Consider the following 19934-nt stretch of genomic DNA (forward strand, 5'->3'; position numbering starts at 1 on the left):
CGCGCGGCGGGTGGGGCGGAGGGCGCCGGGCGCCTCGTCGACGAGCGCATCAGGTCGGGTACTCCCAGTCCAGCAGCGTGATGGCGGGTGCGGTCGGCGGTGCGGTGGTCGGCGTCGCGCTCGGGGTCGGGGTCGGACCGGGCGGCGACGTCGGTGGGGTGGGGTCGACGGTGGTGGGGGTCGGCAGCGGGAGTCCGCCACCCGGCCCGGGCGGCAGCGGCTCGGGACGCCGGCCGGTCACCGGGTCGGCCACCCGCGGCCCGGGCTCGACGGCGTCGACCGGTGGCTCCGCCGCCGGTTCGCCCTCGGCGTCGTCGGCGGCCGGCGGGAACGGTGGCGCCGCCGGGTCGACCATTTCGGGCGGGGCGGCGGGCTGGTGGCCCATCGCCAGGCCGGGCGCGTCGTCGCGCGGCGCGGACCCGGGAGCCGGGACCGTCGGTCCGGACAGGACGGCCAGCGCGACGAGCGGGAGGTAGACGAGGGATCCGCCGCCCAGGAGCAGGCCGCAGCGGCGGACCAGTCGACATCGTCGGCCGGTGACATCGACGAAGACGGGGGCACCGGCGGAGACAACTCCCGTGCGGACGGTCGGGGGTTCGCCGTCGTGATTGTGAACGACCACCCGACCGAGGCTAGGTGCCCGATAAACCCCTTATGTACGGGTTGCTCCTCCCGCCCAGTGGGGCAGATTTGCAGTAGGTGAACGACTGGATGGATCGTACTTGACGTCCACAAAAAGGATGAACACGCCGTAGAGCCCGAAAGGTCGCAGACGGGCACGGGGGTGCATATCAAGCAGAAATGACGGCATCGGATGGCAGGTACGGAAACCGCCACGAAGGGCACCCGATAGGACGTCCGGCGCAAACAGCGGCAGGAGTGCCGAGGCCGGCACGATCTTCCGGAGGCACCGACACCGCTGGGACGGAGGCGGCGGGGGCGTGCCGGCCGGGCCCACCTCGGCGCCTCGACCGAGCTTGATCGGTGTGGCTCGATGCCCGCCGGAAACGAGGGGCGGCAAGGTAGCCCAATCACGGCGAAAAGCCCCGGAGTGCCGACTGTCGGATGTAAACCATGTGTCCGGCGGCGCATCCGTCGGAAATCTGACCCAAGTCGACCCGTTGTGCCGGTGGTGCGCGGTGGTTAAGCTCTTCATGCGCGCCCCAATCGCCCGCTTCCCCCGTGGCAGGCGATCGGGGCGCGCATCTATGTGCGGGGCGTGTTTCCCGTGGTCACGGGCCGTGTCCGGGCCCGGCCGCCGGTCAGATCCAGCGGCCGTCCAGCCACATCCGCGCCGACCACTCCGCGTACGTCATCAGGCGGCCGACGAAGATCGGGTAGAAGTACGCGAAGCAGAGCGCGACCAGCAGCACGTACCCGCCGGCGACCACGCCGCCCACCAGCCGGCGGTCCCGCCCGGCCTCGGGATCGACGGCCACCTGGCCGCCGGGCGGGCCGGCCGGCGTGACGATCGCGCCGAGCACGTAGGTCACCGCCAGGACCAGGAACGGCAGGGCCGGCGCGGTGTAGAAGGAAAACATCGTCCGGCCGTCGAGGGCGAACCAGAACCAGGGCAGCAGCCCGGCGGCCACGCAGAGCAGGATCGCCCCGGCCCGCCAGTCCCGCCGGGCCAGGCCCAGCCAGACCAGCGCCACCAGGGCGGGCAGGAACGACCACCAGAGCAGCGGCGTGCCGAGCAGCAGGATCTCCGCGGCGCAGCTCGGCGCCCCGCACGCCCCGTCGCCCGACCAGTAGAACGCCACCGGGCGGCCCAGCAGCAGCCACTGCCACGGCCACGACTGGTACTTGTGCGCGTCGTCCAGGCCGGTGTGGAAGCCGTACGCGGCCTTGTGGTACTGGAACAGGTTGTTCAGCGCCCCGAGGACCGGGGTGTCGCTGAGCGGGGCGTCCGGGTAGCGCTCGGCGAGCCGGTAGTAGCCGTCGTCGCTGAGGAACCAGCCCGTCCAGGTGGCCAGGTAGGTGGCCACCATCAGCACCCCGGCCAGCACCAGCCAGGGCAGCTCGTCGAGCAGGGTGTCCCGCCAGGGTCGGCGTACCCCGGCGGAGCGGCGTACGCCAACCTCCCAGAGCAGCACCAGCAGCGCGAACGCCGGCAGGAAGTACAGCGCGCTCCACTTCACCGCGCAGGCGCAGCCGAGCAGCACCCCGGCGGCCAGCCGCCACCACGGCCAGTCCCGCCAGCCGGTGTCCGGCCGCCCGGCCCGGCCGGGCCGGGTCGGGTCCAGCCCGGCGTCCAGCGCCCGGGCCCAGCGGCGGCGCCGGGCGTCCCGGTCGAGCACCAGGGCGCCGAACGCGGCCAGCACGAAGAAGAGCAGGAATATGTCGAGCAGCGCGGTGCGGGACAGCACCAGGTGGAAGCCGTCCAGGGCGAGCAGCAGGCCGGCGGCGCAACCGAGCGCGGTCGACCGGAACAGCCGCCGGCCGATCCGCACCAGCAGCAGCACGGAGAGCGTGCCGACCAGCGCCGCGGAGAAGCGCCAGCCGAACTCCGGCGCGGTGGTGACCAGGTGCCCGGGGACCGAGATGTTGTGCTCGGCGTCGGAGTAGCCGAAGGCCCACTCGCCGAGCCCGATCAGCCACTTGCCCAGCGGCGGGTGGACCACGTACGACGGGCCGCCGTCCTTGTAGTTCCACTCGACGCCCTTGTCGACCAGGGCCCAGCCGTCGCGGGCGTAGTAGATCTCGTCGAAGATCTTGCCGTTCGGGCCGCTCAGGCCGACGAACCGGAGGATCGCCGCGACCGCCACCACCACCGCGGTGGCCAGCCAGGAGCGTCCGTCCAGCCGGGCGTCGACCGTGGCCAGCCGCCGGCGCACGATGCCGGGGACGCCGCCGCCGTCGGCCTCGGCCGCCGGGGACGCCCGGCCGACGTCGCCGCCGGCCGCGGTGCGCTCCGTCTCCGCCTGACCCGCGCTCTGTGCTGTCGACGCACTCGTCACCCGGCGATCGTAGGCTCCGAAGGTGCCCGGTGGCGTCCGTCGTCTCCAATACCGGCACCGCCGTCTATGAAGGAGCAGCAATCGTGGGTGAAATGTCCGACACCGGGCGCCTGGTTCTGCTCGGCGCGCCGCTCGGCAACCCCGCCGACGCCTCCGCCCGGTTCCGCGAGGTGCTCGGCGCCGCCGACGTGGTCGCCGCGGAGGACACCCGCCGGCTGACCCGGCTGGCCCGCGACCTCGACGTCACCGTGCCGGGGCGGATCGTCTCCTACTTCGAGGGCAACGAGGAACGGCGTACCCCGGAACTGGTCGACGTGCTCGCCGCCGGCTACCTGGTCGCCCTGGTCACCGACGGCGGCATGCCGAGCGTCTCCGACCCCGGCTACCGGCTGGTCCGGGCCGCCCTGGACGCCGGCGTCCCGGTCACCGCGGCCCCCGGGCCCAGCGCGGTGACCACCGCCCTGGCGCTGTCCGGCCTGCCCAGCGACCGGTTCTGCTTCGAGGGGTTCCTGCCGCGCACGCCGGCCGCCCGCCGGTCCCGGCTGCGCGGGCTGGCCGGCGAACAGCGCACGCTGGTGCTGTTCGAGGCGCCGCACCGGATCGCCGGGGCCCTGGCCGACCTGGCCGCGGCGTTCGGCCCCGACCGGCCGGCGGCGCTCTGCCGGGAGCTGACCAAGACGTACGAGGAGGTGGTCCGCCGCCCGCTCGGCGACCTGGCCCGGTGGGCCGCCGAGGAGAAGCCCCGCGGTGAGATCACCCTGGTGGTGGGGGGCGCCCCCGAGGTGGCCCCGGAACGCCCGGACGACGACACGCTGCGCGCTGCGGTGGCCGCCCGGGAGGCCACCGGCCTGACCCGGCGGGACGCGATCACCGAGGTGGCCACCGAGTTCGGCCTGCGCCGCCGCGACGTCTACACGGTCGTGCACGCCTGAGCGCGGCTCACCAGGCGGCGACGAGGAAGCCCACCGTGATCAGCGCGGGTCCGACCGCCGCGGCGGCCACCGCCCAGCGGCGGTGCCGGGGGTCGGCGAGCCGGGTGGCCCCGGCCCACCGGGCGATCCCGGCGGCGCAGCCGGCCACCGCCAGCAGCCCGAGCAGCCAGCGCAGGTGACCGCCGACGCCGCCGTCGGCGTACGCGGTGCCGCCGTCCGGGCCGGTCATCCGCGCGGCGAGGGTGGAGCCCGGCGCGGTGCGCCCGGCCGGCACCCCGCTGACCCGCACGCCGTGCGCGACGTACCGCCCCTGCGCCGCGGTGAAGATGCCCCGGCAGCGCTGGCCCATCCCGCCGCCGGTGCAGTCGACCACCACCACGGTGCCCGGCGTGGCGTGCCCGACCGCCACCCAGAACGGGCCGGCGCTGACCCAGGCGAAGAAGGCCGCCGCCAGGCTCAGCACCAGCAGCACGGCCAGCCCCCGCGGCGGGTCGGGCGGGCCCGGGGCGCGGCCGGCCCGGCGGGGTCGGGTCGGGCCGGCCCCCGACGACCGGTCCCGGGGCGGCTCCTCCCGGATCGGCGTGCCGTCCCAGTGCACCTCCTCGATCGGCGGCCAGAATCCGTCGTCGTCGCCGTCCGGCGTACCCCCGTCGGGCAGCCGCCCGCGGCGGCGTCGGCCCCGGTCCGGCTGCCGGAGCGGGACGCGGCGCGGGACGGCGTCCACCGGCGCCCCGGTGGTGGGTTCGACCTCGACGGCCGGCCCGGCCGCCGACTCGGTGGCGGGGGCCGGCGGGGTCGCCTCGGGCCGGGGATGCGGCGCGACGGCGCCGGCGCGCGGCGGCCCGACCGAGTCCCGGCGGGCGTCGCCGACGGCCGGGCCGGACGGGCGGTCGTCGCGGTCGCGGGCCGTTCGTCTGCCAGTCACGACGTTCATTGGACACCGGTGCCGGAGGACACTTCGGCAGCTCAGGGTGCGTGTCGGGGACAAATCGGACCAAGGGCCGAGGCGGGTCGGCCGGAACGCCGATCCGCCGAGCCCTATTGGTTCGCGACCGCCCCGCGCGGGTCACTAGGCTTGCTGGTCATGAGTCACGTTCTCGCGGCGGTAGCCTGGCCGTACGCCAACGGCCCGCGCCACATCGGCCACGTCTCCGGTTTCGGCGTTCCCTCCGACGTCTTCAGCCGGTACATGCGGATGGCCGGCCACGACGTGCTCATGGTCTCCGGCACGGACGAGCACGGCACCCCGATCCAGGTGCAGGCCGACGCCGAGGGGGTCACCCCGCGCGAGCTGGCCGACCGGTACAACCGGGTGATCGTGGAGGACCTGCACGGCCTCGGGCTCTCCTACGACCTGTTCACCCGCACCACCACCGGCAACCACTACGCCGTGGTGCAGGAGCTGTTCGAGGGGATGCACCGCAACGGCTACATCGTGCCGAAGACCACCATGGGGGCGATCTCCCCGTCCACCGGCCGGACCCTGCCCGACCGCTACATCGAGGGCACCTGCCCGATCTGCGGCTACCCCAGCGCCCGCGGCGACCAGTGCGACAACTGCGGCAACCAGCTCGACCCGATCGACCTGATCAACCCCAAGTCCAAGATCAACGGCGAGACGCCGGAGTTCGTGGAGACCGAGCACTTCTTCCTGGACCTGCCGGCCCTGGCCGACGTGCTGCGGCAGTGGCTGGACACCCGGGAGGGCTGGCGCCCCAACGTGCTGCGGTTCTCCCGCAACCTGCTCGACGACCTCCAGCCGCGGGCGATCACCCGGGACCTGGAGTGGGGCGTGCCGATCCCGCTGGACGGCTGGCGTGACCGCACGGACAAGCGGATCTACGTCTGGTTCGACGCGGTGATCGGCTACCTCTCCGCCTCCATCGAGTGGGCCCGCCGCTCCGGCGACCCGGACGCCTGGCGGAAGTACTGGAATTCGAAGGACGGGGAGGGCAGGGTCCCGTCTGCCGACGGGGTCGGCGGTGACGCCCGCGCCTACTACTTCATGGGCAAGGACAACATCGTCTTCCACTCGGTGATCTGGCCGGCGCTGCTCGCCGGCTACTCCGGTGAGGGGTCGCGCGACGGCGAGCCCGGCCGGCTGGGGCGGCTCAACCTGCCCACCGAGGTGGTCTCCAGCGAATACCTCACCATGGAGGGGCGGAAGTTCTCCTCGTCCCGGCGGGTGGTCATCTACGTCCGGGACTTCCTGGAGCGCTACGACGCCGACGCGCTGCGCTACTTCATCGCCGCCGCCGGCCCGGAGAGCAACGACACCGACTTCACCTGGGCCGAGTTCCTCCGCCGCAACAACGACGAGCTGGTCGCCGGCTGGGGCAACCTGGTCAACCGGTCCATCTCGATGGCGGCGAAGAACTTCGGCGCGATCCCGCCGGTCGACCCGGCCGGGCTCACCGAGGCCGACGAGGCGCTGCTCGCCACCGCCCGGGCCGGCTTCGCCACGGTCGGCGACCTGATCGCCCGGCACCGGCAGAAGCAGGCCATCGGCGAGGCGATGCGGGTGGTCGCGGAGGCGAACCGGTACCTGTCGGAGCAGGCCCCGTGGAAGCTCAAGGACGAGGCCGACAAGCCCCGGATGGGCACCATCCTGCACGTCGCCCTCCAGGTGGTCAGCGACGCCAACACGCTGCTCACCCCGTTCCTGCCGCACTCCGCGCAGAAGGTGCACGAGCTGCTCGGCGGCACCGGCGTGCACGCCCCGATGCCGGTCATCGAGGAGGTCGAGGATCTCGACGGCGGGCCGGCGTACCCGGTGCTCACCGGTGACTACACGGTCGGCGCGCGCTGGGAGTCGGTGCCGCTGGAGGCGGGCCGGCCGCTGGCCGCCCCGAAGCCGGTCTTCCGCAAGCTCGACCCCTCGATCGTCGACGAGGAGCTGGCCCGGCTCGCCGGCTGAGCCCGACGTACGCGATCGCGGCCCCGGGGAACCCCCGGGGCCGCGCCGCGCTCGGCAGTCAGACGCGGGCCATCGCCGGCGCGCCGATGAACTCCAGGATCGCGCGGTTGACGTCGGCCGCGTTCGTCCACGGCGTGCCGTGCGGGGCGCCCTTCAAGGTGATCAACTGGCTGCCCGGCAGCATCGGCTGCAACCGCTGCCCGGTCTTCGGGTACGGCAGCACCGCGTCCTTGTCGCCCTGCACGATCAGCACCGGCACGTCGATCCGGGACACGTCACCCCGGAAGTCGGTCAGCCAGGCGTCCACGCAGTCGTGCATGCCCTTCGCCGAACACCGCGCGCCGATCTCCCAGTGCGCCCGGAACGCCTCCTCGCTGACCAGCTTGCCCTTGTTCTCCTGGTAGTTGAAGAAGTTGTTGCAGAACTCGGTCAGGAAGGCGAAGCGGTCCATCCTGATGGCCTGCTGGAAGCCCTGGAAGAGGCTCCGGTCGACGCCCTCCGGGTTGTCCGAGGTCTTCATCAGGAACGGCGCCAGCGGGGCCAGCAGCACCGCCCGGCTCACCCGGTCCGAGCCGTACACGCCGAGATAGCGGGTCACCTCGCCGGTGCCCATCGAGTGGCCGACCAGGATCGTGTCCCGCAGGTTCAGCTCGCTCATCAGCACGTCGAGATCGGCGGCGAAGGTGTCGTAGTCGTACCCGACGGCCGGCTGCGCCGAGTTGCCGAAACCGCGCCGGTCGTACGTGATGACCCGGTAACCGGCGTCCAGCAGCGGACCGGTCTGTTTCTCCCAGGTCGCCCCGCTGAACGGGAAACCGTGGATGAGCACGATCGGCTGACCACTGCCGTGATCCTCGTAGTACAGGTCGATGGGGGCGGAGTTCTCCGTTCCCACGGTGATGAAGGGCATGCTCACTCCTGAAGTCCGGCTCGGTCGTCAACTCGCCGGGCCGCATTCCCGCACCGCGGGCCGGTATTCCGGCTACAGCTGGTAGGGCAGGTCCACCACCCGGTCGTCGGCGACCTCGGCGGCCGGCGCCCAGGTCTCGTAGACGCCCCGTTCCTGGCACTGCGCCCCGGTCGCGGTCACCGCGTCCGGGTCCGGCCGGCGCAGCCGTACCCGCAGCCAGCCCGCCTCCTCCCGAAGCACCAGGCAGGGCACCCCCCGCCACTGCGCGTGGCGCAGCCGCCGGGCCACCGCGTCCACCGGGTAGCGGGCGGCCCGGGTCATCGCCAGCACCCGGAACCCGCCGGGCAGGTCCGCCACCGCCTCGTACTCGCCGCCGCCGTGAGCGCCGACCAGCTGGGTGGAGCGGGGCACCTCCCCGGTCGGCAGGTACTCCTGGTCGGGGGAGAGCCCCGGCACCGCGGCGAGCAGGTGCCGCCACTGCGGGCCGACCATCCGCAGCCAGCCCCGCTGCTCCGCCTGATAGCTGTAGAGCACCACCTCCACCCCCTCGGCGGGGTAGGCGAGCAGGGTGGCGTTCGCCGGCATCGGCAGGTCGGCGAAGTCCCGGGTGACGAACTCCGGGACGAGCTGGCTGCCGCTGGGCACGAACCCGGTGCCCAGCACCGGCGGGCCCAGCCGGTCCCGGGGCGGCAACGCCGTCAGCCCCCGGTGCGCCGTGCCGACCGGCGCGTCGTAGTCACCCGGGTCGGCCGCCCGCCAGCGCAGCGCGTACGTCACGTCGAGCGGGCCGCTGTCGCCGTCGGTACGCAGCACCGCCGTGGCCGGCACGCTGCGCAGGTGCGCCACGTCGTGCTGCCGGTAGCAGAAACCGTGCGGCAGCCGGCCCCGCAGGTATCCGGCAACCTGCCGCGCCGAGAGCACCTTCACCATCCGGGTGCCCCGCCGCACCACCGCCGAGCCCCGCACCGCGGCGAGCACCCGATCGCCGGCCGCGGCCGGCTGCTGGCTCAACTGCTGCACGTACGCCCAGCCGCGCTCCCGGTGCGCCGGCAGCATCAGCGGCGCCTCGGGCTCCTCGGCCGGCACCGGCGCCCCGTACACCGCGCTCACCTCGGTGACGTGCACGAACCGGCGCCACGGCAGGGCGCTGCCCGGCCGCGGGGACCGCTCGAAACCGGTCACCTCGTCCGCGCTGAACAACTCGTACGCCGCGCCCCGGGCGATCTCCTCGGCCGGGTACACCGCGCCGGCGTACCCCACCCGCAGCCCGGTCCGCTCGCCGGCGGCGCCGCCGGCCCGAGGGGTGACGCTCACCCGGTCACCTCGCTGCCACGGTTCGCTCAGTCATTCGGCGACCGTAGAGTCGCCCTGGGTAGCCGAGGTGAACATCAGGTGGCGGTCGGGTGGACCCGGCCGGTGTGTGATCCTTTGGGTGATGACCGAGCCAACCGAACAGACGACCGAGCGCACCGGGTCCCGCCGCGCCCGGGCGGCCCGGCGGGCCGGGGAGTTCCCGCCCGCGCCCGAACCGCTGCCCAGCCCGGTGCTGGACAGCCACACCCACCTCGACATCACCGTCAGCGAGGCCGGCGCACCCGGCGGCGGGCCCGCCGACGACCCGGTAGCCGCGGCCGTCGCGGTCGCCGCCGCGGTCGGCGTCGACCGGCTGGTGCAGGTGGGGGTCGACGTGGACTCCTCCCGCTGGGGCGCGGAGACCGCCGACCGGTACCCGGCGGTGCTGGCCACCGTGGCGCTGCACCCCAACGAGGCGCCCCGGCTGGCCGACCTGGACGAGGCGCTGCGCGAGATCGAGGCGCTGGCCGCCCGGGACCGGGTCCGCGGCGTCGGCGAGACCGGGATGGACTTCTACCGCACCGGCGACGAGGGCCGCGCCGCCCAGGAGGAGAGCTTCCGGGCGCACATCGCGATCGCCAAGCGGTACGGCAAGGCGCTGGTCATCCACGACCGGGACGCGCACGCCGACGTCCTGCGCATCCTCGACGACGAGGGCGCGCCGGACACCGTGGTGCTGCACTGCTTCTCCGGCGACGCCGACTTCGCCGCCGAGTGCGTCCGCCGCGGCTACCTGCTCAGCTTCGCCGGCACGGTCACCTTCGGCAGCGCCGGCGCGCTCCGCGCGGCCGCCGCGCTGACCCCGCTGGACCAGATCCTGGTGGAGACCGACGCCCCCTACCTCACGCCGATGCCGCACCGGGGCCGCCCCAACGCCTCGTACCTCGTCCCGTTGACCGTCCGGTCGCTCGCCGCGACCACCGGCGCCGACCTGGACGAACTCTGCGCGGCGATCTCCGCCACCGGCGACCGGGTCTTCGGCCCGTGGTGAGCGCGTCCCCGGCCGGACCGGACGGCGTCGAGCCGCCGCGCGCCGGCCTGCTCGGCCCGGCGGAGATCCGGGAACTCGCCGCCCGGCTGGGCGTCACGCCCACCAAGAAGCTCGGCCAGAACTTCGTGCACGACCCGAACACCGTCCGCCGCATCGTCACCGCCGCCGGGCTGACCCCGGACGACGTGGCGCTGGAGGTCGGCCCCGGCCTCGGCTCGCTCACCCTGGCCCTGCTCCCGGTCGCCGCGCACGTGCACGCCGTCGAGATCGACCGGGCGCTGGCCGGGGCGCTGCCGGAGACCGCCGCCCGGCACGCCGGCCCGGACGCCGGCCGGCTCACCGTGCACCAGGCCGACGCCCTGCGCATCGGCGCCGCCGAGCTGGCCGACCCCGCGCCGACCGCGCTGGTGGCGAACCTGCCGTACAACGTGGCCGTGCCGGTGGTGCTGCACCTGCTCGCCGAGCTGCCCAGCCTGCGGCACGGCCTGGTGATGGTGCAGAAGGAGGTCGCCGACCGGCTGGTCGCCGGCCCCGGCTCCAAGGTGTACGGCGTCCCGTCGGTCAAGCTCGCCTGGTACGCCCGGGCCCGGGCGGCCGGCAAGGTGCCGCCGAACGTGTTCTGGCCGGTGCCGAACGTGGACTCCGGGCTGGTCGCCTTCACCCGCCGCGAGCCGCCCCGCCCCGACGTGCCCCGGGAACGGGTCTTCGCGGTGGTGGACGCGGCCTTCGCGCAGCGCCGCAAGACCCTGCGCGCCGCGCTCGCCGGCTGGGCCGGGGGCGCCGACCGGGCCGCCGCCGCGCTCACCGCGGCCGGCGTCGATCCCGGCGCGCGCGGCGAGTCACTCACCGTCGAGCAGTTCGCCGCCATCGCCGCGTCGGCTCCGGCCGCCGCGCCCGCCGCCCGTTAGGCTGGCGCCGGGTCCGCCGAGGACCGGTGCACGTGTGTCCGTACCACCCGGTCGACGGCCGGCACGAGCCCGGCCGCCACTGGAGTCGAGGAGCAGATCGTGGAGAAGCGCGACGTCCGCCCGCGCCACCGGGACGACGCCCCGTGACCGAGGCGTGGCGACCGGAGGACGAGGACGAGCAGCGGCGCGGCGCCAGCGGGCCGGTCCGGGTACGGGTGCCCGCCAAGGTCAACCTGCACCTCGGGGTGGGCCCGCTGCGCCGGGACGGCTACCACGAGCTGAACACCGTCTATCACGCCATCTCGATCCACGACGAGCTGACCGCCCGCCGGGGCGACACGCTCACCCTCACCATGGAGGGCGAAGGCACCGGCGAGCTGGCCCTGGACGACTCCAACCTGGTGATCCGGGCGGCCCACGCGCTCGCCGGGTACGCCGGCGTCCTCCCACACGCCCGGCTGCACCTGCGCAAGCAGATCCCGCTCGCCGGCGGGCTGGCCGGCGGCAGCGCCGACGCCGCCGCCGCGCTGGTCGCCTGCGACGCGCTCTGGGGCACCGGGCTGTCCCGCGACGAACTCGCCGGCATCGCCGCCGACCTCGGCTCGGACGTGCCCTTCCTGATCCACGGCGGCACCGCGCTGGGCACCGGCCGGGGCGAGGCGGTCAGCCCGGTGCTGGCCCGCCCCACCTCCTGGCACTGGGTGGTGGCCATCGCCGACGGCGGGCTCTCCACCCCGGCCGCCTACCGGGAACTCGACCGGCTCCGCGAGGCCGGCGCCGCCCGCCCGCCGCTGGGCAGCACCGACGCGCTCCTCGCCGCGCTGCGCCAGCGCGACCCCCGGGTGCTCGCCGCCGCCCTCGGCAACGACCTGCAGGACGCCGCCCTCGCCATGCGCCCGTCCCTGGCCGCCACCCTGAAGGCCGGCGAGGCGGCCGGCGCGCTCGCCGGGATCGTCTCCGGCTCCGGGCCGACCTGCGTCTTCCTCGCCACCGACGAGGCGCACGCCGGGCGGATCGCCGCCGACCTGGAGGTGGCCGGGGTGTGCCGGGCGGCCCGGGTCGCGCACGGGCCGGTGGCCGGCGCGCGGATCGTCTGAGCCGACTTCCAAGATCCACTCCGGTTCGCCGGCGGTGTCCGGGCGCCGCGCCACCGCTGCGGCCCGAGTTGATCACGTCGTCGGCGCGCCGCGCGGGCGGTCGGTGACGCCGCGTACCCTTGGAAGCCAGGCGTCCCGTGCCCGCCGGCACCGGACGCCTTGATCATGGAAGGTGGGTCGTGGCCAACATCGTCAACCTGGACCGGGTGTCCAAGGGCTACGGCGCCGCCGGGCCGCTGCTCACCGACGTCTCGCTCGGCCTGGACGACGCCGACCGGATCGGCGTCGTCGGGCTCAACGGCGCCGGCAAGTCCACCCTGCTGCGGCTGCTCACCAAGCAGGAGGAGCCGGACGACGGGCGGGTCACCCACCGCCGCGACCTGCGGGTCGCCTGGCTGCCGCAGAGCCTCCAGCTCACCCCGGACGCCACCGTGCGGGACGTGGTCCTCGGCACCGCCTGGCTCGGCGAGGGCATGGGCGCCGAGCACGAGTGGGCCGGCGACGCCGGCGTCCGCGCCATCCTCGACGGGCTCGGCATGCCGCACCTCGGCCTCGACCAGCCGGTCGGCCCGATGTCCGGCGGCGAGCGCCGCCGGGTCGCCCTGGCCGCGCTGCTGGTGCGCGACTCCGACCTGCTGATCCTCGACGAGCCCACCAACCACCTCGACGTCGGCGGCGTCGACTGGCTGGCCCGGCACCTGGTCGGCCGCAAGGGGGCGCTGGTCGTCGTCACCCACGACCGGTGGTTCCTGGACGCCGTCTGCACCACCACCTGGGAGGTCGCCGACCAGACCGTCCGCGCCTACGAGGGCGGCTTCGCCGCCTGGACGCTGGCCCGCGCCGAGCGGGAACGCGTCGCCGCGGCCACCGAAGCGCGCCGGCAGAACCTGCTCCGCAAGGAGATCGCCTGGCTGCGCCGCGGCCCGCCGGCCCGCACCTCCAAGCCGCGGTTCCGGATCGACGCGGCCAACGCCCTGATCGCCGACGTCCCGCCGCCGCGCGACACCATGTCGCTGCAGAAGCTCGCCACCGCCCGGCTCGGCAAGCAGGTGTACGACCTGGAGCAGATCACCCTGCACGCCGGCCCGAAGATCATCCTCGACGACGTCACCTGGCAGGTCGGCCCGGGCGACCGGATCGCCATTCTCGGCGCCAACGGGGCCGGCAAGACCACCCTGCTGCGGATGCTCGCCGGCGTCACCCGCCCCGACGGCGGCCGCTTCGCCACCGGCTCCACCGTGCGGCCGGCGTTCCTCTCCCAGGAACTCGCCGAACTCCCCGGCCAGCTGCGGGTGCTCGAAGCGGTCGAGGAGGTCGCCCGGCGGGTGCAGCTCGGCGACCGGGAGATTTCCGCCGCCCAGCTCGCCGAGATCTTCGGCTTCGACGACCGGCGGCTCTGGACCCCGGTCGGCGACCTCTCCGGCGGCGAGCGGCGCCGGCTGCAGATGCTCCGGCTGCTCGCCGCCGAGCCCAACGTGCTGCTCTTCGACGAGCCCACCAACGACCTGGACACCGACACCCTGGCCGCGCTGGAGGACCTGCTCGACTCCTGGCCAGGCACGATCGTGGTGGCCAGCCACGACCGCTACCTCATCGAGCGGGTCACCGACTCGGCGTACGGGATGTTCGGCGACGGCCGGCTGGTGCACCTGCCCGGCGGCGTCGACGAGTACCTGGCCCGCGCCACCGGCCGCCCCGCACCGGCCGAGACCGCGGCGCCCGCCCAGCCGAAGGCCCCCGCGGCCACCGGCATGTCCGCCGCCGAGGCCCGGCAGGCCCGCAAGGAGCTGGCCCGGCTGGAACGGCAGGTCGCCAAGCTGGAGCAGAAGGAGGCGGCGCTGCTCGACCAGCTCGCCGCGCACGCCACCGACTACGCCAAGGTCGCCGAACTCGACGCCCAGCTCAAGGAGCTGCGGGCCGAGCGGGAGCAGACCGAGGAGGCGTGGCTGACCCTCGCCGACGAGATCCCGGCGAGCTGACCGACCACGCCGCACGCGGGCGCCCGGCACACCGGCACCCGTGTGCGGCGTCACACCTCCACGTGCGGGACAATCGTCGGCGAACCCTCACCCAAACGGCGTTGGAGACTCAGACATGGCCCACACCCCCGTCAACCACCCCGCGCGGCCGATCTACCGGGCGATCGGCGGGCTCACCGGTCTGTACCTGGTCGTCTTCGGCGTGCTCGGCATTGTCACGAGCGCCGGCAACGAGGTCCTCGCCCAGGACGACACGCAGGTCCTCGGGCAGGGCACCAACCTCGGCTTCTCGCTGGCCAGCGTCCTGCTCGGGCTGGCCGTGCTGGCCGGCACCGCGATCGGCCGCAACGTGGACGTGGTGATCAACCAGTGGCTGGCGTACCTGCTGATGGTGATCAGCCTGGGCGGGCTCGCGTTCATCCAGACCGAGGCGAACATCTTCAACTTCAGCATCACCACGGTGATCGTGCTGATGGTGCTCAGCCTGGTGCTGCTGATGGTCGGGATGTACGGCAAGGTCGGCACGGACGACGAGAAGGAAGCCTGGCAGAAGGCTCGGCTCGTGCTCTGAGCCCCCTGTCTGGTTGCGAAAACCTTCTGTGGTCCCGCTTCGGGTCGGCCTTGTGCCGGGCCGGGCGGGACCTCTGTCGTTTCCGGCGCGCGGGTGTGGCTGACGGTTCGGGGGACAGATGCCGGTGGTCGGGGTGACAATCGTCCTGGATTGTTGAGATTCGGGACGGAGGATGGGTCGATGGTGCACTTTCCGATAAACCATCCGGCGCGGCCGATCTACCGGGTCCTCGCCGGCCTGGTAGGGCTCTACATCCTGGTGTTCGGGGTCTGGGGCGTCGCCCTGACCTGGAGCGAACCGCTCTTCGGCCGGAACGGCGACTGGGTGCTCGGGCTCCGCACCAACCTCGCGTTCGCGCTGGCCTCGGTGGTCTTCGGAATCGTGCTGATCATCGGCGCGTCACGGCGCGGGAACCTCGGCCACTACATGAACCTGACCGCCGGGATCGTGTTCCTGGTGACCAGCATCCTCATGATGTCCGTGCTGCAGACCGAGGCCAACTTCCTCAACTTCTCGATGTCCACGGTCCTGGTGTCGATGATCTTCGGCCTCATCCTGCTCGGCACCGGCCTGTACGACAAGGTCGGCACCGACGAGCACGCCGAGGAGGCGCGGCAGCACCGCAGCCACCCGGTCCACGAGGCGCACCTGCGCCGACCCTGACGGCGGTCAGCGCTTCCGAACGGTGATCAGCCCCGGCTTGGCCTCCAGGTGCGACAACCCGTTCCAGGCCAGGTTCACCAGGTGCGCGGCCACCGTCTCCTTGCGCGGCTTGCGCACCTCCAGCCACCAGCGGCCGGTCAACGCCACCATGCCCACCAGCGCCTGGGAGTAGAGCTCGGCCAGCTTCGGGTCGTACCCCCGGCTGGAGAACTCGGCGCCCAGGATGTGCTCCACCTGGTGCGCCACGTCGTTCAACACGCTGCTGAAGTTGCCGGTCGCCGACATCAGCGGCGACTCGCGCACCAGCACCCGGAACCCGCTGGTCTCCTCCTCGATGTAGGCCAGCAGGGCCAGCGCCGCCTGCTCCAGCAACTCCCGCGGGTGCCCGGCGGTCAGCGCGGTGGTGACCCGGTCCAGCAGGGCGCGGACCTCCCGGTCCACCACCACCGCGTAGAGCCCCTCCTTGCCGCCGAAGTGCTCGTAGACCACCGGCTTGGAGACCTTGGCGCGGGCCGCCACCTCCTCGATCGAGGTGGCGTCGAACCCGCGCTCGGCGAAGAGTTGCCGGCCGATCAGGATCAGCTGCTCGCGGCGCTGGGCCGCCGACATGCGTACCCGCGAGGTGGGTTTGCCGGCGGCGGCGGGCACCGCCCGCCGCCGGCCGGTATCGCCGCCCTTGCCCGGGGCGTCCGCCATGTCGTCACCTCGCCGGCGCTCGGGGACGCCCTGTCGTGGAATGGAGCCTCCGCCGTGCGGGTTCACGCCGCCGCCCCCTCGGCCGGCGGCCCGCCGGCGCCGGTGCGCCGCTCGACCGTACCCGCGCCGGGCCCGGCCCCCCTGCCGCCATGCCGCCCGACATCTCCCGCGCTCAGCTCGGTCACCCGGCAATACTGCCAGGTAACCTGCACCGGCACTGCCCGGTTTACCGCTCCGCGGCCGGCTTCACGAGCTTCGCCGCGACCCGCTCGGGCTTCGGCCACCGCACGTCGTACGCCGCGCCGAGCTTCTCGAACAGCCAGATCACCCGGGCCGAGATGTCCACCTGACCGCGCAGCACACCGTGCCGGGCGCTGGTCGGGTCGGCGTGGTGCAGGTTGTGCCAGCTCTCGCCGAACGACAGGATGGCCAGCGGCCAGAAGTTCGACGCCCGGTCGCCTTGGCGCACCGCGAACGGGCGCTCGCCGTAGACGTGGCAGACCGAGTTGATCGACCAGGTCACGTGGTGCAGCAGGGCGATCCGCACCAGGCCGCCCCAGAAGAGCGCGGTCAGCGCGCCCTGCCAGGACCAGGTGAGCAGGCCGCCCAGCAGCGCCGGACCGAGCACCGAGGTGGTCACCAGCAGCGGGAAGAGCCGGTCCACCCGGTTGATGTCCCGGTCGGCGAGCAGGTCCGGCGCGAACCGTTCCCGGTTGGAGAGTTCGCGGCCGAAGAGCCAGCCCACGTGGGCGTGGAACATGCCGCGGGCCAGGCCGCCGAGGCTCTCGCCGAACCGCCACGGCGAGTGCGGGTCACCCTCCTGGTCGGAGAAGGCGTGGTGGCGCCGGTGGTCGGCGACCCACTGGATGATCTCGCCCTGCACCGCCAGCGAACCGGAGACCGCCAGCGCGACCCGCAGCCAGCGCCTGGCCTTGAACGAGCCGTGCGTGAAGTAGCGGTGGTAGCCGACCGTGATGCCGAGCCCGGACACCACGTACCAGACCAGCGCGATGGCGACGTCGGTCCAGCTCAGCCAGCCACCCCAGGCGACCGGGACGGCGGCGATCAGGGCCGCGAAGGGGATCACCACGAAGGCCCAGAGGGCGATCAGGATGCCCGGGGACTGGGTCCCCTGGGTGAGTGGTTTCGGGCCGGCGCTGTTGTTCGGTTCGAGCAGAGCGGTCGACATGGCACCTCGCAGAGGGGACGGGCAAGATCGCAAAGTTACGCCTACGTCACCGTAACTTGCGGGGTTGTGGTTCGCACGGGAGAGTTTCGCGAATGAATGCCTGAGAACGTCGTACGCGCGTTCTAACCTGCTGCTCATGGTCGATCCGCTCGCCGCCGAGGTGCGTCGCCTGCGCACCGTCGAACAGCTCTCCGTCCGCGAGATCCGGGCCCGCACCGGCCTCGGCCGGAACAGGGTGTACGAGTTGCTCCGCGGCGTGCCGGCACCGGAGCGGACCCGCCGCCCCAACGCCAAGGACGAGTTGCGTGCCGAGGCGGTCGAGCTGCGCGGGCTCGGCCGCTCGGTGAACGACATCGCAAGCCAGCTCGGGGTGGCCAAGTCCACCGCCTACCAGTGGGTGAAACACCTGCCGCTCGACCCCGACGAAAAGGTCGCCGAACGCCGCCGCGCCGACGTGGCACGGATGACCCAGGCGCGTTGGGCGGCTCATCGGGAGGCCCGCGACGCCGCGCAGGCGGTCGCCCGGCAGCGCGCGGCCGACACGGTGGGCACACTCGACGAACGCGATCTCCTGCTGCTGGGCGCGGCGATCTACTGGTGCGAGGGCACCAAGTCGAAACCGTGGCGGCGCGACGACCGCGTGCAGTTCATCAACAGCGATGTTCGGCTGCTCCGCCTTTTCCTGCGCTTTCTGGAGATTTCCGGCGTGGACCGCGGCGTTCCGACCTACCGGGTCAGCATCCACGAGTCCGCCGATGTGGTGGCCGCCCAGCAGTGGTGGGCGCGAGCGCTCGATCTGCCGGCCGAGCGATTCCGGCGGGCGACGCTGAAGGCGCACCGCCCTACCACGGTCCGACGCAACACTCAGGGCGACTATCACGGATGTCTGATCATCGACGTGCCGCAGAGTCGAGAGTTGTACTGGCGCATCGAAGGGCTCGTCGCGGGACTTCACGACATGATCACGTAGGGGATGGGGCGGTCACCGCAGAGGCGCTAAGCTGTCTTGCGTCACGATCGGCCGTGGTGTAATTGGCAACACCCAAGATTTTGGCTCTTGAGTTTCAGGTTCGAATCCTGGCGGCCGAGCTTTCCTCGATGCCCCGCGTGAGAGCAAGGTATCGGGCAATCCACCCACTCCGTCTGGTTAGCATGACCGCGAGACTGTCCGTCGTCCCGACTGGAGCCGCGTCGTGTCCCAGCCCCACACCCGCACCGTCGTCGTGCTCGCCGCCGGTGAGGGCAAGCGGATGAAGTCGGCGCTGCCCAAGGTGCTGCATCCGCTGCTCGGCCGTACGCTGCTCGGCCACGTGCTGACCGCCGCCGCGCCGCTGGCCGCGGAGCGCACGGTGGTCGTGGTCGGCCACGGCGCCGACCAGGTGCGCGGGCACCTGACCGAGATCGCGCCCGAGGCCACCCCGGTGCTCCAGGCGGAGCAGCTCGGCACCGGCCACGCGGTCCGGATCGCGCTGGACGCGGTGCCGGACGCCACCGGCACCGTCGTCGTGATCAACGGGGACGTGCCGCTGCTCCGCCCCGAGACGGTCGCCGCGCTGGTGGCGGCGCACGAGGACGCGCGGGCCGCGGCCACCGTGCTCGCCGCCGAGGTGCCCGACCCGACCGGCCTGGGCCGGATCGTCCGGAACTCCGACGGCCGGTTGGAGCAGATCGTCGAGGAGCGCGACGCCACCCCGGCGCAGCGCGCGATCCGCGAGATCAACGCCGGGATCTACGCGTTCGACGTGGTCCGGCTGCGGGACGCGCTGGGCAAGCTCTCCACCGACAACGACCAGGGCGAGGAGTACCTCACCGACGTCTTCGCCCTGCTGGGCTCCGCCGGCGAGCCGGTGGCGGTGCACGTCGCCGCCGACCACGTCGAGACGCTGGGTTGCAACGACCGGGTCGAGCTGGCCGCGCTGCGCCGGCTGCTCCGTGACCGGGTGAACGAGGCGTGGATGCGGACCGGCGTCACCCTGCTGGACCCGGACACCACCTGGATCGACGTGACCGTCGCGCTGGACCGGGACGCCGTGGTGGACCAGAACACCCAGCTGCGTGGCGGCACGGTGGTCGGCACCGGCGCGGTGGTCGGGCCGGACGTCACCCTGATCGACACCGTGGTCGGCCCGGGCGCCACCGTGCTGCGCAGCCACGCGGTGGGCGCCGAGGTCGGTCCCGGGGCCAGCGTCGGCCCGTACGCGTACCTGCGGCCGGCCGCGCGGCTGGCGGAGAAGTCGAAGGTCGGCACGTTCGTCGAGGTGAAGAACTCCGAGGTCGGCGAGGGCGCCAAGGTGCCGCACCTGTCGTACGTGGGTGACGCGACGATCGGGGCGAAGGCCAACATCGGCGCGGCGACGATCTTCGTGAACTACGACGGGGTGAACAAGAACCGGACGATCGTCGGCGAGGGGGCCTTCGTCGGCTGCGACACCAGCCTGATCGCCCCGGTCGAGGTGGGTGCCGGGGCGTACGTGGCGGCGGGCAGCGCGATCGCCCAGGACGTGCCGCCCGGCGCGCTCGGGGTCACCCGGGCGCCGCAGCGCAACATCGAGGGCTGGGTGGCCCGCAAGCGGCCCGGCACGGTCTCCGCGGCGGCGGCCGAGCGGGCGGCCGAGGGTGCGTCGGGCGAGCCGGCAGCCGCAAGCGAAGGTGAGGCAATCCACGGGGAGGCCGATGCGGTGGGCCCCGCGTCTGGCAGGGGAGATACTGCAACCGAATAGCCCCCGGCCCACCACCACCGCGTGCCGGGTACCACCGACCACAACGGG

General features: G+C 73.5%; 17 protein-coding genes and 1 tRNA gene. 11 read left to right on the top strand and 7 right to left on the bottom strand.

Features of this window, described 5'->3' with window-relative positions; translation table 11 throughout:
* Positions 1-49 precede the first annotated feature (49 nt).
* Together ACVCAH_RS06315 and ACVCAH_RS06320 are read right to left on the bottom strand one after the other, a co-directional pair.
* Complete coding sequence (locus tag ACVCAH_RS06315) at positions 50-622, bottom strand: hypothetical protein (RefSeq protein ID WP_447135088.1); 573 nt, start codon at positions 620-622, stop codon at positions 50-52.
* Positions 623-1262: 640 nt separating this feature from the next.
* Positions 1263-2960, bottom strand: coding sequence for a dolichyl-phosphate-mannose--protein mannosyltransferase (locus tag ACVCAH_RS06320; RefSeq protein WP_447135089.1), 1698 nt, complete (start codon positions 2958-2960; stop codon positions 1263-1265).
* Positions 2961-3052: 92 nt separating this feature from the next.
* Here ACVCAH_RS06320 and rsmI point away from each other — a divergent pair, with 92 nt between their 5' ends.
* Positions 3053-3892 (top strand): 16S rRNA (cytidine(1402)-2'-O)-methyltransferase, encoded by an 840-nt coding sequence (rsmI, locus tag ACVCAH_RS06325; RefSeq protein WP_447135334.1) that lies wholly within the window; start codon positions 3053-3055, stop codon positions 3890-3892.
* A 7-nt stretch (positions 3893-3899) separates the two neighbouring features.
* On the opposite strand, the gene ACVCAH_RS06330 is transcribed toward rsmI, so the two are convergent.
* Positions 3900-4826, bottom strand: coding sequence for a hypothetical protein (locus ACVCAH_RS06330; RefSeq protein ID WP_447135090.1), 927 nt, complete (start codon positions 4824-4826; stop codon positions 3900-3902).
* A 150-nt stretch (positions 4827-4976) separates the two neighbouring features.
* On the opposite strand from ACVCAH_RS06330, the gene metG reads away from it, so the two are divergent.
* A complete protein-coding gene (gene metG, locus ACVCAH_RS06335) occupies positions 4977-6809 on the top strand; it encodes a methionine--tRNA ligase (RefSeq protein ID WP_447135091.1) in 1833 nt (610 codons plus the stop codon).
* Positions 6810-6867: 58 nt separating this feature from the next.
* Here the strand turns inward: metG and ACVCAH_RS06340 are convergent, their stop codons facing one another.
* Positions 6868-7719 (bottom strand): alpha/beta fold hydrolase, encoded by an 852-nt coding sequence (locus tag ACVCAH_RS06340; protein ID WP_447135092.1) that lies wholly within the window; start codon positions 7717-7719, stop codon positions 6868-6870.
* A 72-nt stretch (positions 7720-7791) separates the two neighbouring features.
* Positions 7792-9033, bottom strand: a complete 1242-nt coding sequence (locus ACVCAH_RS06345; protein WP_447135093.1) for a hypothetical protein — start codon at positions 9031-9033, stop codon at positions 7792-7794.
* Between the two features lie 121 nt (positions 9034-9154).
* Here ACVCAH_RS06345 and ACVCAH_RS06350 point away from each other — a divergent pair, with 121 nt between their 5' ends.
* The 6 genes from ACVCAH_RS06350 to ACVCAH_RS06375 all read left to right on the top strand — a co-directional run bounded on the left by ACVCAH_RS06350 (position 9155) and on the right by ACVCAH_RS06375 (position 15281).
* Positions 9155-10063, top strand: a complete 909-nt coding sequence (locus tag ACVCAH_RS06350; RefSeq protein ID WP_447135094.1) for a TatD family hydrolase — start codon at positions 9155-9157, stop codon at positions 10061-10063.
* Complete coding sequence (rsmA, locus tag ACVCAH_RS06355) at positions 10060-10971, top strand: 16S rRNA (adenine(1518)-N(6)/adenine(1519)-N(6))-dimethyltransferase RsmA (protein ID WP_447135095.1); 912 nt, start codon at positions 10060-10062, stop codon at positions 10969-10971. Before ACVCAH_RS06350 ends, rsmA begins: the two co-directional genes overlap by 4 nt.
* Positions 10972-11114: 143 nt before the next feature.
* The gene (locus ACVCAH_RS06360; protein ID WP_447135096.1) at positions 11115-12068 is read left to right on the top strand and encodes a 4-(cytidine 5'-diphospho)-2-C-methyl-D-erythritol kinase; all 954 of its coding nucleotides are present in this window, start codon (positions 11115-11117) and stop codon (positions 12066-12068) included.
* A 179-nt stretch (positions 12069-12247) separates the two neighbouring features.
* A complete protein-coding gene (locus ACVCAH_RS06365) occupies positions 12248-14047 on the top strand; it encodes an ABC-F family ATP-binding cassette domain-containing protein (protein ID WP_447135097.1) in 1800 nt (599 codons plus the stop codon).
* 115 nt (positions 14048-14162) lie between these two features.
* A complete protein-coding gene (locus ACVCAH_RS06370; RefSeq protein ID WP_447135098.1) occupies positions 14163-14618 on the top strand; it encodes a DUF4383 domain-containing protein in 456 nt (151 codons plus the stop codon).
* A 180-nt stretch (positions 14619-14798) separates the two neighbouring features.
* Positions 14799-15281 (top strand): DUF4383 domain-containing protein, encoded by a 483-nt coding sequence (locus ACVCAH_RS06375; protein ID WP_447135099.1) that lies wholly within the window; start codon positions 14799-14801, stop codon positions 15279-15281.
* A 6-nt stretch (positions 15282-15287) separates the two neighbouring features.
* Here ACVCAH_RS06375 and ACVCAH_RS06380 read toward each other — a convergent pair whose 3' ends face one another.
* Positions 15288-15977 carry a TetR family transcriptional regulator gene (locus ACVCAH_RS06380; RefSeq protein WP_447135100.1) on the bottom strand — a complete coding sequence of 230 codons (690 nt, stop codon included), beginning with the start codon at positions 15975-15977 and terminating at the stop codon, positions 15288-15290.
* A gap of 226 nt (positions 15978-16203) precedes the next feature.
* Entirely contained in the window at positions 16204-17166 is a 963-nt protein-coding gene (locus ACVCAH_RS06385; RefSeq protein WP_447135101.1) for an acyl-CoA desaturase, read from the bottom strand.
* 136 nt (positions 17167-17302) lie between these two features.
* On the opposite strand from ACVCAH_RS06385, the gene ACVCAH_RS06390 reads away from it, so the two are divergent.
* The 3 genes from ACVCAH_RS06390 to glmU all read left to right on the top strand — a co-directional run bounded on the left by ACVCAH_RS06390 (position 17303) and on the right by glmU (position 19886).
* A complete protein-coding gene (locus ACVCAH_RS06390; RefSeq protein ID WP_447135102.1) occupies positions 17303-18136 on the top strand; it encodes a helix-turn-helix domain-containing protein in 834 nt (277 codons plus the stop codon).
* Between the two features lie 47 nt (positions 18137-18183).
* Positions 18184-18255 (top strand) — tRNA-Gln (locus ACVCAH_RS06395).
* 104 nt (positions 18256-18359) lie between these two features.
* Entirely contained in the window at positions 18360-19886 is a 1527-nt protein-coding gene (glmU, locus tag ACVCAH_RS06400) for a bifunctional UDP-N-acetylglucosamine diphosphorylase/glucosamine-1-phosphate N-acetyltransferase GlmU (RefSeq protein ID WP_447135103.1), read from the top strand.
* Positions 19887-19934 lie beyond the last annotated feature (48 nt).

The organism is Micromonospora sp. LZ34 (genome assembly GCF_052981855.1).